At 43.9% G+C, this 17,787-nt stretch carries 13 protein-coding genes; 12 read left to right on the forward strand and 1 reads right to left on the reverse strand.

The features are described from left to right. Positions 1–3: 3 nt before the first annotated feature. From ACHZES_RS15610 to ACHZES_RS15620, 3 genes are all read left to right on the forward strand, one after another. Positions 4–2,697, forward strand: coding sequence for a DUF4118 domain-containing protein (locus ACHZES_RS15610; RefSeq protein ID WP_395547168.1), 2,694 nt, complete (start codon positions 4–6; stop codon positions 2,695–2,697). Positions 2,698–2,699: 2 nt separating this feature from the next. Further along, positions 2,700–3,410: a response regulator gene (locus ACHZES_RS15615; RefSeq protein ID WP_395547167.1), complete on the forward strand. Its 711-nt coding sequence runs from the start codon at positions 2,700–2,702 to the stop codon at positions 3,408–3,410. Between the two features lie 172 nt (positions 3,411–3,582). Continuing rightward, positions 3,583–4,236 (forward strand): DedA family protein, encoded by a 654-nt coding sequence (locus tag ACHZES_RS15620; protein WP_395547166.1) that lies wholly within the window; start codon positions 3,583–3,585, stop codon positions 4,234–4,236. Positions 4,237–4,327: 91 nt separating this feature from the next. Here the strand turns inward: ACHZES_RS15620 and ACHZES_RS15625 are convergent, their stop codons facing one another. After that, positions 4,328–4,810, reverse strand: coding sequence for an S-ribosylhomocysteine lyase (locus ACHZES_RS15625; protein WP_395547165.1), 483 nt, complete (start codon positions 4,808–4,810; stop codon positions 4,328–4,330). A gap of 269 nt (positions 4,811–5,079) precedes the next feature. Between ACHZES_RS15625 and ACHZES_RS15630 the strand changes: the two genes are divergently transcribed. The 9 genes from ACHZES_RS15630 (at position 5,080) to glpK (ending at position 17,772) form a co-directional block, all read left to right on the forward strand. Beyond that, the gene (locus ACHZES_RS15630; RefSeq protein WP_242843012.1) at positions 5,080–5,856 is read left to right on the forward strand and encodes a GntR family transcriptional regulator; all 777 of its coding nucleotides are present in this window, start codon (positions 5,080–5,082) and stop codon (positions 5,854–5,856) included. Positions 5,857–5,957: 101 nt separating this feature from the next. Beyond that, complete coding sequence (locus ACHZES_RS15635) at positions 5,958–7,319, forward strand: NCS2 family permease (RefSeq protein ID WP_395547164.1); 1,362 nt, start codon at positions 5,958–5,960, stop codon at positions 7,317–7,319. Between the two features lie 12 nt (positions 7,320–7,331). Next, positions 7,332–9,095 carry an adenine deaminase gene (ade, locus tag ACHZES_RS15640; RefSeq protein ID WP_395547163.1) on the forward strand — a complete coding sequence of 588 codons (1,764 nt, stop codon included), beginning with the start codon at positions 7,332–7,334 and terminating at the stop codon, positions 9,093–9,095. A 200-nt stretch (positions 9,096–9,295) separates the two neighbouring features. Next, entirely contained in the window at positions 9,296–10,336 is a 1,041-nt protein-coding gene (locus ACHZES_RS15645) for a siderophore ABC transporter substrate-binding protein (protein ID WP_395547162.1), read from the forward strand. Between the two features lie 17 nt (positions 10,337–10,353). After that, positions 10,354–11,361, forward strand: a complete 1,008-nt coding sequence (locus ACHZES_RS15650; protein ID WP_286173484.1) for an ABC transporter permease — start codon at positions 10,354–10,356, stop codon at positions 11,359–11,361. After that, positions 11,358–12,398 carry an iron chelate uptake ABC transporter family permease subunit gene (locus ACHZES_RS15655; protein ID WP_038276852.1) on the forward strand — a complete coding sequence of 347 codons (1,041 nt, stop codon included), beginning with the start codon at positions 11,358–11,360 and terminating at the stop codon, positions 12,396–12,398. The genes ACHZES_RS15650 and ACHZES_RS15655 overlap by 4 nt, the downstream gene beginning before the upstream one ends. After that, positions 12,395–13,144, forward strand: coding sequence for an ABC transporter ATP-binding protein (locus tag ACHZES_RS15660; RefSeq protein WP_395547161.1), 750 nt, complete (start codon positions 12,395–12,397; stop codon positions 13,142–13,144). The genes ACHZES_RS15655 and ACHZES_RS15660 overlap by 4 nt, the downstream gene beginning before the upstream one ends. A gap of 322 nt (positions 13,145–13,466) precedes the next feature. Then, entirely contained in the window at positions 13,467–16,073 is a 2,607-nt protein-coding gene (locus tag ACHZES_RS15665) for a cation-translocating P-type ATPase (RefSeq protein ID WP_038276858.1), read from the forward strand. A 199-nt stretch (positions 16,074–16,272) separates the two neighbouring features. Beyond that, positions 16,273–17,772 carry a glycerol kinase GlpK gene (glpK, locus tag ACHZES_RS15670; RefSeq protein WP_154525105.1) on the forward strand — a complete coding sequence of 500 codons (1,500 nt, stop codon included), beginning with the start codon at positions 16,273–16,275 and terminating at the stop codon, positions 17,770–17,772. The last annotated feature ends 15 nt before the right edge of the window (positions 17,773–17,787 follow it).

Here is a 17,787-nt window from a genome sequence, read left to right on the forward strand (position 1 = left end):
TGAATGGAATTATTTGATCACAGACCTGACCCTGACGCGATTTTAGAGGAAATTCAGACGCATCGGGACCAAAGGCCAGGACGGTTAAAAATATTTTTTGGATATGCTGCCGGTGTGGGAAAAACCTATGCAATGCTTGACGATGCTCAGGAACGCTTAAAAAGCGGGATCGGCGTTTTAGTCGGCTACATCGAACCTCATACCCGTCCGGAGACCATGCAGAAACTGCATGGTCTGCCGGTGCTTCCGCCTAAAACCGTATCATACCGCAAGATGGAGCTAAAGGAATTCGACTTAGATAAGGCTCTGGAACTTAAACCGGAATTAATTCTTGTGGATGAACTGGCCCATACCAATGCAGAGGGCGGAAGGAATAAAAAGCGTTATCAGGACATTGAAGAGCTTCTGGGGGCAGGGATCGATGTTTATACAACTGTGAATGTTCAGCACATGGAAAGTTTAAATGACGTGATCGAGAACATCACAAAGGTCCAGGTCCGGGAAACTGTACCGGATTATATCTTTGACCGGGCAGAAAAAATTGAACTGGTGGATATTGAGCCGGACGAACTGCTGCGCCGCCTGGAAGGAGGAAAGATCTATCGCTCTGACCGGGCAGAAACGGCCATGCAGAACTTTTTCACACTGGAGAACCTGCGGCTTTTGCGGGAGATTGCCCTTCGCTGCGCTGCGGATAAGATCAGCTCAGAGAATCAGAGTGAGCGGAGCTTATCCGATAAAATGGCTAATACCAAGCTGCTTGTCTGTATCGGAGCCTCCCCTTCATCGGCAAAATGCATCCGGTGGACAGCACGGGCGGCGGAAGCATTTCACGCAAGCTGGGCCGCATTATACGTGGAGAGTACGGAAAGTGAGGAGCTTACTGCGCAGCAGCAAAAGACCATCCGGGAGAACCTGGACTTAGCAGAGAAGCTTGGGGCTGAACTTGTTAACTTAACAGGACATGATATTGCTGCCACCGTATCGGAATACGCCAAGCTATCTGGTATCACAAACATCGTGGTGGGAAAAAGCAGAAATAAAAAGACGCTTAAGAATCTGTTTGATATGGATTTTGAAGATAAGCTTATCTCCCTTTTGCCTAACATAGAAATCCACATCATACCTGGGAGCGTTGCCAAACGCAACTATAAAAAGCCAAGAAAAAAAATAAAATATGATAGGTTTCATTTTACATGGACGGACACCGTGAAAACACTCTCTATTTTAGGAGGTGCCACCCTGTTGTCCTTTTGGCTTCATAAACTTAATATTATGAACCAGAATATTATTATGGTTTATATTTTCTCCGTTTTACTGGTTTCCCGGATGACGGAAGGGTATTGGTATGGAATTATTGCTTCTGCAGTCAGCGTGCTGACCTTTAATTTCTTTTTTACAGAGCCGTATTTCACTTTAAACGCAATCCAATCCGGTTATCCACTGACCTTTGTCATCATGCTTTTAGTTGCTTTAATAACCAGCGCTTTGACCGTGCGCATGAAAGCGGAAGCCCGGCTGGCCGTGAGGAGGGAACACCGTACTGAAATCCTGTATGAAATCAATAAGAAGCTTCTTGCCACAAGGGGTCTTGACCGGATCGTGGACCTTACAAATGACTATGTGGTCAAGCTGTTTGAACGTTCTGTCATCTTTTTCACTACGGATCCTGAACATGGGGAGAATGGTGAAGTCAGGCAGGCAGCAGATGATATCGGTTCCGATGTCTTAAACTTCGCCGATGAAAAGGCGGTTGCCCACTGGGTATTCTTAAACCAGAAGCGGGCAGGAGCGGGGACCGATACCCTGATGGGGGCGGCAGCATTTTATATGCCTTTGATCTCTCAGGGAAAGGTTCTTGCTGTATGGGGAATTTCCTGTGGGAAAGGTAATCTTGACCATAATACCCGTCTCTTTTTACGTATGATCGCTTCTCAGGTGGCAATGGCCCTGGAACGGCAGCACCTTTCTGATGAGCAGAGGAATATTATGGTGGAGTCGGAAAAAGAAAAGATGCGCAGTACCCTTTTGCGGGCAATATCCCATGATCTGCGCACGCCTCTTGCAGGGATCTTAGGTGCCAGCTCTGTAATTCGTGAAAATGGGAAAATGCTTGATGAAAATACCCAGGGCAGTCTGATCGCCAACATACAGGAGGAATCACAATGGCTCATACGGATGGTGGAAAATCTGCTTTCCGTGACCCGGCTCAATGAAGATGCCTCCAATCTTAAGAAAAGCCCGGAGGCGGCGGAGGAGGTTGTAGGGGAAGCCGTCAGCCGTATCAAGCGAAGATTCCCCCAGTGTAAAATCCTTGTTCATGTCCCGGAGGAATTTTTAGAGGTCCCAATGGATGGAACCTTGATTGTGCAGGTGCTGATCAATCTTCTTGAGAACGCCATAAAGTATTCTCCAGCCGATTCTCCCATTGAGGTCCGTTTAGAGAGAGAAGGAACATGGGCCAGATTTGAAGTGATGGACAGAGGGCGGGGAATTCCAAATGAAGATCTTCCCTATCTGTTTACAGGTTATAAGCCCAATGAAAGCAGGAGTGCTGATTCTTCCAGAGGAATGGGGATTGGTTTGTCTATCTGCAAAACCATTGTCAATGCGCATCAGGGTAACTTAGAGGCTGAAAACAGAAAGGATGGAGGAACGATATTCTGCTTCACTCTGCCCTTGAAAGGAAGTGAATAGATATGGATATAAAACCAGTGGTGCTGATTATTGAAGATGAGGAAGCGATTTGTAATTTTATATCTGCCATTCTGATTTCAAATGATTATCAGGTGATAAAAGCCAAAACAGGGAAGGAAGGTCTTTCTCTATTTACTTCCCATGTTCCCGATATTATCCTTCTGGATCTGGGTCTTCCGGATATTGATGGGGTAGAGATATTAAAAAATATACGTCAATGGTCTAAGACTCCTGTGATTGTGGTTTCCGCCCGTGGTCATGAACGCGAAAAGGTGGCGGCTCTTGATTTTGGAGCTGATGATTACATCGTAAAACCATTCGGAACCTCGGAACTTCTTGCCCGAATACGGACAGCAATGCGGCACAGTCCTCAATCAGCAACCGCAGAAGCCTTGAGAGATGAAGTGTTTATCGTCGGGACGCTGGAAATCGATTATAACAAACGGGTCGTATACAAAGATGGAGAAAAAATCCATTTAACGCCAATTGAATATAAATTATTGGTTTTACTCTCCAAAAATGCGGGCAAAGTGCTTACCCATGATTTCATCATTCGGGAAATATGGGGGGTTTATACCGATGAAAGCCATACCCTTCGGGTTAATATGGCGAATATAAGGCGAAAGATAGAAGAAAATCCAGGAGCGCCTCAGTATATTCTTACGGAAATGGGTGTTGGATACCGGATGGTGGAGGAATTGGAGGAAGGGTAAAAAGAGGGCAAAATATGCCCTCTTTTTTCGGCAGTTGGAAGTTTAAGTTTAAATCATTTGATTTGCATATGATTTTGTGATAAAATTCTTTTGTTTTAAAAGAGAAGATTTTTGACGAATAAAGGATTCAAGTTAAGCAAAAGCGAATACATACTTTAGGTGGAAAATAAAGATGAACATTATTAAAAATTTTATTGATGTAATTCTTCATTTAGATAGCTATATGAACTTGATAATCCAACATTTCGGAGTTGGAACCTATTTAATTTTATTTTTTGTTATTTTTTGTGAAACAGGTCTGGTTGTGACTCCGTTTCTTCCAGGCGATTCCCTGTTATTTGCGTCAGGTGCTTTTGCTGCCCTGGGTTTCCTTGATCTTAAGCTATTGCTTCTGATCAATGGTTTCGCTGCGGTTCTTGGAGATACTGTAAATTATACCCTTGGAAGAACCATTGGACGAAGGATATATGAAAAAGAAAATTTGAGATTCATAAAAAGAGAGCATCTGATAAAAACTCGCAAGTTCTATGAAAAATACGGTGCCGCAACGATTATCATTGCAAGGTTCATACCTATTATTCGTACCTTTGCTCCATTTGTTGCCGGAATAGGTGAAATGAGGTATATGAGATTCATTTCATATAATATAGTCGGTGGCCTGGCCTGGGTCACCCTGTTTACTTTGGGTGGTTACTACTTTGGAAATCTGCCTGTAGTAAAGCATAACTTTACATTTGTTATATTTGGTATCATTTTTATTTCCGTTATTCCAGCAGTTTTGGGATTATTGAAAGAGAAGATGAAGCAAAGAGAAGATCAGATATAATCATAAAATAAGGCACCCTGCTTAACAATGAAAGTTGTCAGACAGGGTGCTTTTGTCATAAAGAAACATAGTATTCAGGTATAGACGTCCCTTAGCCCTCAGGATAAATAAGCTGGTCGTCATCGATTCCATACAGTACAGTATCAAGGAATTTTCCAGCCAGGTATTTTGCCATTCCAAGGTTCATGTCCAGGAAGTTGCCGCAGTCTCTTGCAGCTGCACCTGGCACCTCGCCTTCAAAATTCCGGATGAATTCATACATTTCCGTGATCAATGGGACAATGTCCCCGGACTTGTAATCACCCGACAGCAGAAGGTAAAAGCCGGTGCGGCAGCCCATGGGTCCAAAGTACAAAATACGGGAAGAAAAGAATTCGTGGTTACGCAGGAAGGTGGCTCCCAGATGCTCAATGGTGTGAATTTCCGCTGTATTCATAACAGGCTCAAAGTTAGGGCGGGTCATGCGGATATCAAATGTGGTAATGACAGAGTCTCCAGCCTGATCCTTGCGGGAAACATAGATGCCTGGAAGAAGTTTTAAATGGTTGATGGTAAAGCTCGTTATTTTTTCCATGGATATCATGTCCTTTCTTATCATGGTTGCTTACGGTTAGCGGGTTGCTCATCCCATGATAAAATTATAATAAAAAAAGTGTTCTCCTGCAATAGGAAACAAATATAAACAGCTTGTCTCCAATCCTGACTTAGCTAATGAGCAAATGATGTATGTATTCATCTTGAATGTTGTATATAATATACAATAAAGCATCAACAATATCTGAATTATATTCTATATTGACAGAATTTCTCCATACTGATAAAATGATAATATGGTAATACCTTATGAAAGCGAGAGAGAATATGGAACTTCACCCAATGATTAAACCCAATTTAAGCAGCTCAGTTAAGAATTATCTTTATAAGTATATCCGAAGTCTGGATTTAGGGGGAAATACGAAGCTGCCGCCTGAGAATGAACTGTCTTTAAATCTTGGAGTCAGCAGGGTAACAGTGCGCCGGGCATTGGATGAACTGGAGAAGGAGGGGATAGTCCTAAGAATTCATGGAAGAGGAACATTTGTTAATCCGGAAGCTTTAAATATTCAAGTGAATCTTATGCCGGGAGAAGAGTTTTCAAGGCTGATTGAATCCTGTGGTTATAAAGCATCCTTTGAAGTTGCGGATGTTAGGAAATTGAAAGCTGACGCTGAGATTGCACGGATTCTTCAACTGGAAGATGAGGAAGAAATCTATGAAATTGAAAAGATTTATCTAGCGGATGGACATCCGGCCATTATCAGCATCGACCGTTTTGCATGTAGTTTGGCAGGAGATGATTTGAAACGAGAGGCTGTGGAAGGGAAGTCCACCTTTGATATCTTAAGAAAGTTTGGCGGATGCTTTATTGTTAGGGATAAAATCCGGATAGAAACCATGAACCGCAGGGAGATGGAGCAAGAAACCGTTTACGGGCGGAAGATGGAGTGCGACAGTGTTTTGGTATTTCATGGGATAAATTACAATCAAGATAATAGAGCGGTTATTTACGATACTGAGTTTTATGATACGAAGTACATAAAATTCAGCCTTCTAAGAGTAAAGAATGTATATGAAGATTAGAATTAGTGAAAGAATAAAGTGCTGGTAAGTACTTTATTTTTTAAAGAATAATAAAGGTAATACCATATTATCATAATAACAAATAAGGGGAAAATAATATTATGAGAGACAAACTGAATCAGTTTTTTCATCTTTCCGAGAGAGGGACCAATATTAGAACAGAGATATTGGCGGGGACCACAACATTTCTAACCTGTGTCTACATTGTGGCAGTTAATCCGGGAATCTTATCGGCAGCAGGAATGGACACAAAAGCAGTTTTCTGGGCAACCGCTGTGGCATCGGCCATTGCCTGTATCTGGATCGGAATCTGGGCGAACCTGCCGTTTGCCCTTGCACCTGCTATGGGACTAAATGCCTATTTTACATATTATGTGTGCAATACACTTGGACTTCCATGGCAGAATGCCTTAGCTTGTGTGGCGATATCAGGAATTACGTTTATGCTGTTAAGCATATTTAAGGTACAGCAGAAGATTGTGGATGCTATGCCGGACTGCATCAAACATTCCGTGGGTTCGGGAATTGGATTCTTTATCGCTTTTACGGGGCTTATGCAGGCAGGAATCGTTACATCTTCCCCGGATACACTGCTGACGCTGGGGGATTTAGCCAATCCTGGAGCCTTGCTAGCACTCTTTGGGATTTTCCTTACGGCAATCCTGGTGATCAAGAAGGTCAGAGGCGCGATATTGATCGGGATCCTGGCTGTGACTGCGCTCGGCATTCTGGTTAAAGATCCGGTGACAGGAATTGCATATACGGTGATTCCGGACAACATCATATCCTTTGATAATCCGGTGACGGCTATGGCGCCTACCTTTGGCAAGCTGACGTTAAAGGGGCTGTTTTCAGGAACACCGGAAATGGTGCTGGGAGTAATTTTTGCTATTGTCAGCTTCCTGTTCGTGGATCTGTTTGACAGTATCGGTGTTCTTTTGGGTGTTTCATCAAAGGCTGGCCTGATGGATGAGAAGGGGAATATCCCATGCGCAGGTAAGGCGCTGTTTGTAAGTGCCGGAGGAGCGGCTGTTGGGGCACTGCTGGGAACGAATACGGTGACGATCTATGGAGCAGAAAGTGCAACCGGGATTAACGAAGGCGGAAGAACCGGCCTTACTGCTTGTGTGACGGGAGTATTGTTTTTGTTCACATTGTTTTTATCACCGTTGTTTCTTATGATTCCATCGATTGCAACTGCACCGGCCCTGGTTATGGTAGGAATATTTATGATAGAGCCATTAAGAAAACTGCCCCTTGATGATGTTTCCATCGCGCTGCCGGTATTTCTCACAGTGGCCCTCATGCCATTTACCTATAATATTGCATATGGAATCCTGTTTGGTTTAATTGGATATACCATCGGGCAGGTTGCCGTGGGAAAGGCAAAGGAAATGACAAAGACGGTATGGGTGCTGACGGTTATCTTTATTGTATATTTAATACTGGAAATTATTTTATAGGAGGATATGAACATGAGAACATTTGAGGAAATTAAGAATACAATTGAGGCAGGTCTGGGAATGCATCCCTGCGATTTAAAGCTGGAACACGTAAAACTGGTAAATGTATTTTCAGGTGAAGTGTATCCCACCAATATCTATATTAAAAACAAGAGAATTGTGTCCATCGACCCTGACGCAGTCCTGGAATCGGAACGTGTCCTGGATTGTAAGGGACAATATGCGCTGCCGGGGCTGATTGACGCTCATATGCACTTTGAATCCACCATGCTTTCCCCGGAAGCGCTGGCTTCCGTAGTGGTTCCCCAGGGAACAACCACACTATGTGCAGATCTGATGGAAATTGCAAATGTGGCAGGAGAGCAGGGACTAAGGGCAATGCTCCAGTCTATGAACCGTCTTCCCTACAGAATGCTCATTGAGGTCTCTTCCCGTGTTCCGACCGCACCAGGACTTGAGACGACGGGAGCAGTTCTTGGAGCAAAGGAAGTGGCAGAAATCATGGATTGGGAAGAAAGCGTCAGTCTGGGAGAACTGGACCCATCAAAGATTCTCTTTGTAAAAGATGAGTATCTCCATAAGATAGCGGATACTCTTTCACGGAGGAAACTGGTGAACGGACATGCCATAGGACGTCTGGGGCAGGAACTGAATGTATATGCTTCTTCGGGAATATCCGACGACCATGAATGTGTAAATACCAATGAAATGCTGGAACGGCTGAAAGTGGGAATGAAGGTGTTTATCCGGGAAGGAAGCAGTGAGCGGAATGTGGATGAACTGGTTAAGGGAATTGTAGACAACCAGCTGGATACTGCAAATATCATGTTCTGCACTGATGATAAGCATGCCCGTGAGATACAGGTGGAGGGCCATATTAACTATAATGTATCAAGAGCTGTGGAACTGGGACTGGATCCGATGGAAGCGATTCAAATGGCAACGGTTAACACGGCAAAGCATTTTCGCATGGAAGACGAAATTGGAAGCATTACTCCCGGGCGGTTGGCGGACATCATTCTTGTGGAAGACTGGCGTATTGTAAAACCAACCACGGTTATATTTGAGGGAAAGGTGGTTGCTGCAGACGGTGAACTTCTGGAAGAATGCAGGGTGAGTGATTATCCCCAATGGATTAAAAATACGGTAATTCTGAAACATAAGATTACTTCAGATTCTTTCCGGGCAGCATCAAAGAAAACAGATGGATCAACGGATATTCATGTAATTGATATGATTCCAAGGCAGATCATTAACCGTCATATCATAAAAGAGATGAAGGTAAAAAATGGTGTAGTTTTAACGGATGTAGATCAGGATATTCTTAAACTTGCTGTCGTGGAGCGGTATGGAAAAAATGGAAATGTTGGTGTTGGATTTGTCCGCGGATTTAAACTGAAGAAAGGGGCGCTGGCATATTCCATGTCCCATGATCACCATAATATTGTCGTAGTGGGGACGAATGATGAAGATATGGCTGTGGCAGTAAATGAAGTTGCCAGACTGAATGGAGGGCTTTCCGTAGCCTGTGACGGTGTGATTTTAAACAGCATGGAGCTTCCGATTGGAGGCTTAATGAGCGAAAAAACAGCCGAAGAAGTGATGTCACAGCTGGATATTTTGAATGCGGATGCAAAAAATATGGGCTGTGAGATGGAAGCCCCGTTTATGTCTTTAAGTTTTATTTCCCTTCCGACGGTTCCGGATCTGGGGCTGACTGATATGGGGCTTGTGGATGTACTTGAACATAAACTAATTGAACTGGAGATGGAGTAGGTGAAGTAAATTTGACTTATAATTTCCTTAAGGCCTCTTGTGTTTTTTCGTAGGGGCCTTAAGAGAAATACCAGTGCAGATGGAACATATTCAGCGGAAAAATCAGGAAAGCGGTTGACAATAACCATTTCTAATAATATAATGGGGAACAGTTAGTTAAAGCTAACTAACTAACAATAACTATTTAATGAGGAGATGAAATGAAAAAAAATAATGTATTAAAATCAACTGCCATTATGGCAGCAGCCGTTTTAATGATGACAGCTTGCTCAAGTCCAAGCAGTACAACTACTGGAACCACTGAGACCACTGAAACCGCTGAAACCACTGCAGCTGTTACGAGTAAGGAAGATTTAACAGTTGAAATCAATGATATTCATGGCCCGGTTACAGTTCCTGTAAATCCTCAAAAGGTAATTTCTTTGGATAATAGAACTTATGAAACATTATCAGACTGGGGAATTGAATTAGTCGCTGCTCCAAAGGGTGTAATGCCGGCGGATTCCCCATATGTAACTGATGAGTCTGTTCTGGATATCGGAAATCACCGTGAACCCAATCTTGAGATTATAGCAGCTGCAGATCCCGACCTGGTAATAATCGGTCAAAGATTTGCGTCCTATTATGAAGAAATAAAAAAATTAGTTCCAAATGCAGCTGTTATTGATCTGAATTTCGATGTCTCTGAGGAAGCGAATAAACCTGGAGAAAACTTAGTAAACGGACTTAAGGATTCCACCGTTGCGTTAGGAAAAATTTTTGATAAAAATAAAGAAGCGGAACAATTGACCGCTGACTTTGATCAGGCGATCGAAGCTGTCAAATCTGCATATAACGGAACGGATACCATTATGAGTGTTGTGGTTTCCGGTGGAAATATTGGCTTTTCAGCTCCTCATTCCGGACGTGTTTGGGGACCGATGTATGAAGTGTTCGGATGGATTCCGGCATTAGAAATTGACAATACGACTTCCGATCATCAAGGGGATGATATTTCTGTTGAAGCGATTGCACAAAGTAATCCGGATTGGATTTTCGTCTTAGACCGTGATGCTGCAGTATCTTCTGTAACGGATGCGGTTCCTGCTCAGGACGTTATCGATCAATCACCTGCGCTTCAAAACGTAACTGCAGTTTCTGAAGGACATATCGTTTATGCACCGGCTGATACTTACACAAATGAATCCATACAAACCTATCTGGAGTTATTTGGAGACATTGCAAAGGCTTTGGCTGAATAGTACATAGGAGTATAGTGTTGAAATATACAGCGAAAAAAATGATTGGGGCTGGGAATTCTCAGCCCCAACGTCATTATAATAAGAAATGCACAAAACCATTTATATTAGCGGTTATCGTTGTTATTCTATTAGGCATTCTATCACTGTTTACCGGAGTTTATGATATACGGGGACAAGTGGATGGAATGGATATGTTTTTCATAACACGGGTACCAAGAACAGCTGCACTCATGCTTACTGGAGCTGCAATGTCAATGTCAGGACTAGTCATGCAGCTTATTACGCAAAATCGTTTAGTGGAACCTACCACAACAGGGACGATTGAATGGTCGGGTTTGGGACTTCTTTTTGTCTATTTATTTTTTCCGGCACCGACATTAGTTTTAAGAATGACCGGGGCAATCGTGTTTTCTTTTATAGGAACTATGATTTTCTTCTTGTTTTTAAGAAGAGTGAAACTTCGTTCGTCTTTGATTGTTCCGATCATTGGGATGATGCTTGGAGCAGTTATTTCTGCATTTTCTACTTTTATAGGACTTACATTCCAAATGACGCAAAATATTGAAAGCTGGTTTGTAGGTTCGTTTGCAGCAGTTCAAATTGGAAGATACGAATATTTATGGCTGATTATTATTGTTACTGTCCTTATTTTTATTTGTGCTGATAAGCTGACGTTAGCCGGTCTGGGAGAAGATGTTGCTACAAGCCTTGGAGTAAATTATAATAAGATCATTATTTTGGGGACAGGTCTTATTTCTTTTGCGGTTGGAATTGTGACCGCTGTTATTGGAAATTTACCTTTCTTAGGTTTGATTGTACCCAATATAGTTTCCATGTACAGAGGAGATAACCTCAGGAGCAATTTGCCTTGGGTATGTGTGTTGGGAATGGGTGTAATAACTCTTTGTGACATAATTTCCCGTACAATTATCATGCCTTTTGAAGTACCTGTTTCTTTGATTCTTGGAACAGTGGGGTCAATTGTATTTATTGTGATCTTATTGAGGCAAAGGAGGTCAAGATGAACGGAATAGAATATAATACAAGCCTTAGCCATCAACACAGATCAGCGAGAGCTTTTCGTTCTAAGAAGGAAGAAAAAAAATATTGGATTTTGTTGATCACATTAATAGCTTTGGGCGTTTTTGCTTCCTATGGACTTTTGACTTTTAATAATCCGGTTCCAATTGATTCTCCTTCTTTTCTCCCGGTTGTCAAAAGAAGGATGTTCGCTCTTACAGCAATGATTATTGCTGCAGTATGTCAGAGCTTATCAACAGTCACGTTCCAATCAATTACGAGTAACAGGATTATAACTCCTTCCCTTTTAGGTTTTGAAGCACTTTACTCAACCATTCATACCAGTACTATATTTTTCTTTGGAGCCAGTGCCTTTATAAATTTTAGCGGAATTGGATCCTTTGTATTTCAAGTGGTTGTTATGGTCCTGATGTGCCTGATCCTTTATGGCTGGCTGCTTTCCGGTAAGTATGGAAATTTACAGCTCATGCTTTTAGTTGGTGTTATTATGGGTACTGGGCTGAAATCTTTATCGTCTTTTATGAGAAGACTTCTTGCACCGTCAGAGTTTGATATTTTACAGGCAAGATTGTTTGGCTCTGTCAATAATGCGGATCCGGAATATTTTCCTCTTGCAATTCCGGTTGTAATCATTGCAGCACTGCTGCTTCTTGCTTATTCTAAGAAGCTAAATGTTGTGTCGCTTGGAAAGGATTGCTCTACTTCTTTGGGGGTCAAGCATCAAACTCACGTAATTTATGCTTTAATTCTAGTTTCTATTTTAATGTCAATTTCGACGGCTTTGGTCGGACCACTGACTTTTTATGGATTTTTAGTTGCGACTTTGAGTTATCAGGCGGCGCCAACATATGATCACAGATATATTTTTCCTATGGCTCTCGCGATTGGATTTTTGATAATAACAGGTGCGTACTTTTTTATGTACCATATCTTCAAGGCTCAAGGTGTTGTTTCAGTGATTATCGAGATGTTTGGCGGAATCACATTTTTAATCGTAATTTTAAGGAAGGGTACCTTATGATAATAATAGATAATGCCAGAAAGTCGTATGATGAGGTAGAAATAGGACCTTTGGATATTAAAATACCAAAAGCAGGTCTCACTTCTTTAATCGGACCCAATGGTGCCGGAAAATCCACCACACTTTTGATGATTGGAAGGCTTTTGGATATGGAAGAAGGCCATATTAAGGTGGCAGGTTTGGATGTCACAGAGTCAAAATCAGAGGACTTAGCAAAAGTTTTGACTATTTTGCGGCAGGAAAATCATTTTGTAACCAGGCTTACTGTCAGGCAGCTGGTTGGATTTGGCCGTTTTCCTTATTCAAAAGGAAGATTAACCAATGAGGATGAAGCCATTATTTCTAAGTATATTGATTTTTTAGAGTTGACTGATCTGGAAAATAGATATTTGGATGAGCTATCTGGTGGCCAAAGGCAAAGGGCATATGTGGCAATGGTTTTGTGCCAGGAGACGGAATATGTACTTTTGGACGAACCCTTGAACAATCTGGACGTAGCTCGTTCTGTTCAGATGATGGAGCATTTGAAGCATGCTTCCAAGGAATTTGGACGAACAATTTTGGCTGTCATGCATGATATTAATTTTGCTGCCAAATATTCTGATCGAATCTGTGCAATGAAAGACGGACGAATTGCGGCTTTTGGCACGGTAGATCAGATTATGGATTCAAACGTTTTGACCGATATTTTTGAAACGAATATAAAAATTATCGATGGGCCGTATGGGCCGATAGCAATTTATTGAGTAATCGACAAAAAACAGCGTGACGTTCAGAATCTCAAGGCGTGCCCACAATAGCAAGCTAAAATCATTCATGAAATTCACTTCCTGTCTCATACCATAGTATAGGTTATCAGAAATCGCTTTACAGATTTCTGATAAAAGGCAGCGCTCTTTGCTGCCGTCCATCCGATTATGAAAACATCTTTATGTTTTCATAAATATAGGTTATCAGAAATCGCTTTACAGATTTCTGATAAAAGGCAGCATTCTTTGCTGCCGTCCATCGGATTATCGGAAGCAGTTTGGGATTCCGATAATATGAGAAACAGGAAGGAGCGTCAGAATGGAAGAATGGTTTCGTTTATCAGAGGATGAGGCCCTTGCAAAGCTCGGCGCAGGCAGGAACGGCCTGGATTCCAGGGAGGTCCTGAAGCGCAGGCAGATATATGGTCCAAACACACTAAAGAAGGCGGAACGTAAAAGCGCTTTCCAGGTGTTTTTGGACCAGTTTAAAGACCTGTTGGTCATCATCCTGATTATAGCAGCAGTGATTTCTATGATATCCGGTGATGTGGAAAGCACAGGAGTAATTTTTGCAGTGCTTCTGCTGAATGCGGTGTTGGGGACCGTAGAGCACCAGAAGGCAGAGAAGTCCTTAGACAGCCTCATGGCCCTGTCGTCACCGGTGGCAAAGCTGATAAGAGAAGGGAAAAAGCAGGAAATCCTGTCCGGGGATATCGTACCTGGGGATATTCTGCTCTTGGAAGCAGGGGACATGGTAGCGGCAGACGGCCGGATACTGGAAAATTATTCCCTTTTGGTCAATGAAAGCTCCCTGACCGGAGAATCCATTAATGTGGAGAAACGGACAGGGAGGATCCGGGAAAAAAAGGTACCTTTGGCAGAGCAGACGAATATGGTGTTTTCCGGCTCCCTGGTGGCAGCAGGCAGGGCAAAGGTACTAATCACAGGCACCGGAATGGATACGGAAATCGGCAGGATCGCTTCCCTCATGAATGACACCGGGGAAAAAAAGACACCACTTCAGGTAAGCTTAGACCAGTTCGGAAGCAAGCTGGCGGCAGCTATCCTGTTTATTTGTGCGGTGGTTTTCGGCCTTAGCATCTACCGGAGAATGCCGGTTTTAGATTCCCTGATGTTTGCCGTAGCCCTGGCAGTTGCAGCAATTCCGGAAGCGTTAAGTTCCATTGTCACCATCGTTCAGGCAATGGGCACACAGAAAATGGCAGGAGAAAATGCCATCATAAAGGATTTAAAGGCAGTGGAAAGTTTAGGCTGCGTTTCCGTCATCTGCTCCGATAAGACGGGAACCCTGACCCAAAATCGCATGACCGTACAGCAAATCTACGTAAACAGCCGTCTTTATCCTCCAGAGCTCTTAAACAAAGAGGTTCCGGTACATAGATATCTGTTGTATGATGCTATTTTAAATAATGATTCTGCCTACATAGAAGGAAAGCTGTTGGGGGACCCGACGGAAGCCGCACTGGTGCAGATGGCCGAACGGGCGGGGATAAACGAGGAAGCCATGAAATCCTATTACCCCAGAGCAGGGGAAATTCCCTTTGATTCCCAGAGAAAGCTTATGAGCACTATGCACAGGATCGAAGGGAAAAGGGTCCTGTTCACAAAGGGAGCGGTGGATGTGCTGCTTCCCAGGATCAATCATATTTGGACAGGGGAAGGGATCCGCAACATAAGGGAGGGAGACCGGCAGAACCTAATGGAGCAGAACATGGAATTTTCCAAACAGGGGCTCAGGGTTCTGACTTTTGCCTGCCGGGAAATGAATGAGGATGAAAGGCTGACGGAAAAATCAGAGGCCGGCTATACCTTTCTTGGAATGGTCGCGATGATGGATCCGCCCCGCCCGGAAACTAAGAATGCGGTATTAAACGCCAAAAGAGCAGGCATCCGCCCGGTTATGATTACAGGGGACCATAAGATCACTGCATCCGCCATAGCGGAGAAAATAGGCATCCTGGGAGAGGATGATATGGCAGTCAGCGGGCCTGAGCTTGATGATATGCCGGAGGAAGAATTGAGCCGAAAGCTGGAGCACATCAGCGTCTATGCCAGGGTTTCGCCGGAACATAAAATACGAATCGTCCGCTCCTGGCAGAAAAAAGGCCACATCGTAGCCATGACAGGAGACGGGGTTAATGACGCTCCGGCCTTAAAACAGGCCGACATCGGCGTTGCCATGGGAAAAATGGGGACAGAGGTATCAAAGGATGCCTCTGCCATGATCCTGACGGATGACAACTTTGCAACCATTATTAAGGCAGTTGCCAATGGCCGTAATGTTTACCGGAACATCCGGAATGCCATTAAATTTCTTTTATCAGGAAATATGGCTGGTATAATTTGTGTATTGTATACATCCTTTCGGGCTCTTCCCCCTCCCTTTGCGCCGGTTCACTTGCTGTTTATTAACCTACTGACCGACTCCCTTCCAGCCATTGCCATTGGCATGGAAAAGGCGGAGGCGGACCTTTTGGCCCAAAAGCCCAGGAATCCCAAAGAAGGAATCTTAACCAAGCGTTTTGTCCTTCAGGTCCTGCTTCAGGGGGCCCTTATAGCAGGCTGTACCATGACTTCATACCACACAGGTATGGTAACCGGAAGCGAGGCAGCCGCAAGCACCATGGCATTTTCCACCCTGACTCTGGCAAGACTATTTCACGGCTTTAACTGCAGAAGCGGCCATTCCATTCTGAAGATTGGATTTAAAAGTAATTTGTGGAGTATTATGGCCTTTGAGGCAGGAGCCATTCTTTTGGCAGCTGTGTTGTTCATACCAGGGCTTCATACCTTTTTTTACGTGGCAGATTTAAACGCAAGGCAGTTTATAACCATTTTCATATTTGCATTTATTCCTACGCTTGTAATCCAGGCATTTAAGACCATAAGAGAGAGTCTCCATTAAGAAAATAAGCACCCTGAAATATTGACATACTTTTTGGTCCATGGTAGTATTAAGTATACATAAATAGATAGCCTAAGAGATGACAGAGCCAGGTAATGAGTTCGGGTAACCGTTCATTTCCGAGGCTCTTTCTTTACTCCTTGAGAAAAGTTTAACAAGGAAAGAAATCCGGGGGCAATTACTGGAAGGGGAAGAAATTATGGGAAGATATGTCATTGCCTTAGATCAGGGCACGACAAGTTCCAGATGTATTCTGTTTGATGAGCAGGGGAACATCTGCAGTTCAGCACAAAAGGAGTTTACTCAGATTTTTCCGGAGCCGGGTTTCGTGGAGCATGACCCAATGGAGATCTGGTCTTCACAGCTTTCTGTGACCATGGAGGCCATGGGAAAGATCGGGGCCCATTACAGCGATATTGCTGCGATCGGGATCACGAACCAGAGGGAGACCACGGTGGTCTGGGATAAGGAAACTGGGGAGCCGGTCTATCATGCAATCGTGTGGCAGTGCCGCAGGACCGCTGACAGGATCGAGAAGCTTAAGCATGACGGCCTGGAAGGGCTCATTGTTGAACGCACGGGACTGATCCCTGACGCTTATTTTTCAGGAAGCAAGATTGAATGGATTCTTGATCATGTAGAAGGGGCAAGAGAACGGGCAGAGCGTGGGGAGCTGCTGTTTGGAACCGTAGATACCTGGCTGATCTGGAACCTGACCAAGGGCTGCATCCATGTGACGGATTATACCAATGCATCCAGAACCATGCTTTTTGATATACACCGGAAGTGCTGGGATGAGGAAATTCTTAATTATTTCCGCATTCCCAAATGCATGCTGCCGGAGGTTAAACCATCAAGTTGTATCTATGGCTACACTTCTTCGGATGTCATGGGAGGAAAGATTCCTATTGCAGGAGCGGCAGGCGACCAGCAGGCAGCTTTGTTCGGCCAGTGCTGCTTTGAAGCGGGGGAAGTGAAAAACACTTATGGAACCGGCTGTTTTCTTCTTATGAATACAGGAGAAAGGGCGGTAAAGTCTGAGCATGGACTTTTGACCACCATAGCTGCCAGTGACCAGGGGAACATCCAGTATGCTCTGGAAGGAAGTGTGTTTGTGGCAGGAGCTGCCGTTCAGTGGCTAAGGGATGAGATGCGGATGGTCCGTTCTGCCTCCCAAACAGAGGAATACTGCAGTGCTGCAAAGGATACGGGGGGCGTTTATATAGTACCGGCCTTTGCAGGACTTGGGGCACCCTATTGGGACCAGTACGCAAGAGGAACCATTGTGGGAGTGACCAGAGGAACCAGCAAGGAGCAGTTTATCCGTGCTACGGTGGAATCCATGGCTTATCAGGTCTGCGATCTCATTGAGGCCATGGAACAGGATTCGGATATTCATTTAAAGCAGTTAAAGGTGGATGGGGGCGCCTGCGCCAACAATTTCCTCATGCAGTTCCAGTCTGATCTGTTAAACACGGAGATCGTAAGGCCGGATTGTATTGAGACGACCGCTCTTGGAGCGGCATACCTGGCTGGACTTGCGGTTGGCTATTGGAAGAGCCGGGAAGAAATCAAGGCAAACTGGAAAGTATCCAGGGCCTTTGACAGCCAGATGGAGGAGGAACACCGGAAGAGGCTGGTTAAAGGCTGGAAGAGGGCGGTAAAATGCGCACTTTATTGGTCAGAAGAAGAGGAGTAAAACGTGGAGGGGTAG

Origin of the sequence: Lacrimispora sanguinis (assembly GCF_044987295.1) — a bacterium.
Lineage (GTDB): Bacteria > Bacillota > Clostridia > Lachnospirales > Lachnospiraceae > Lacrimispora > Lacrimispora celerecrescens_B.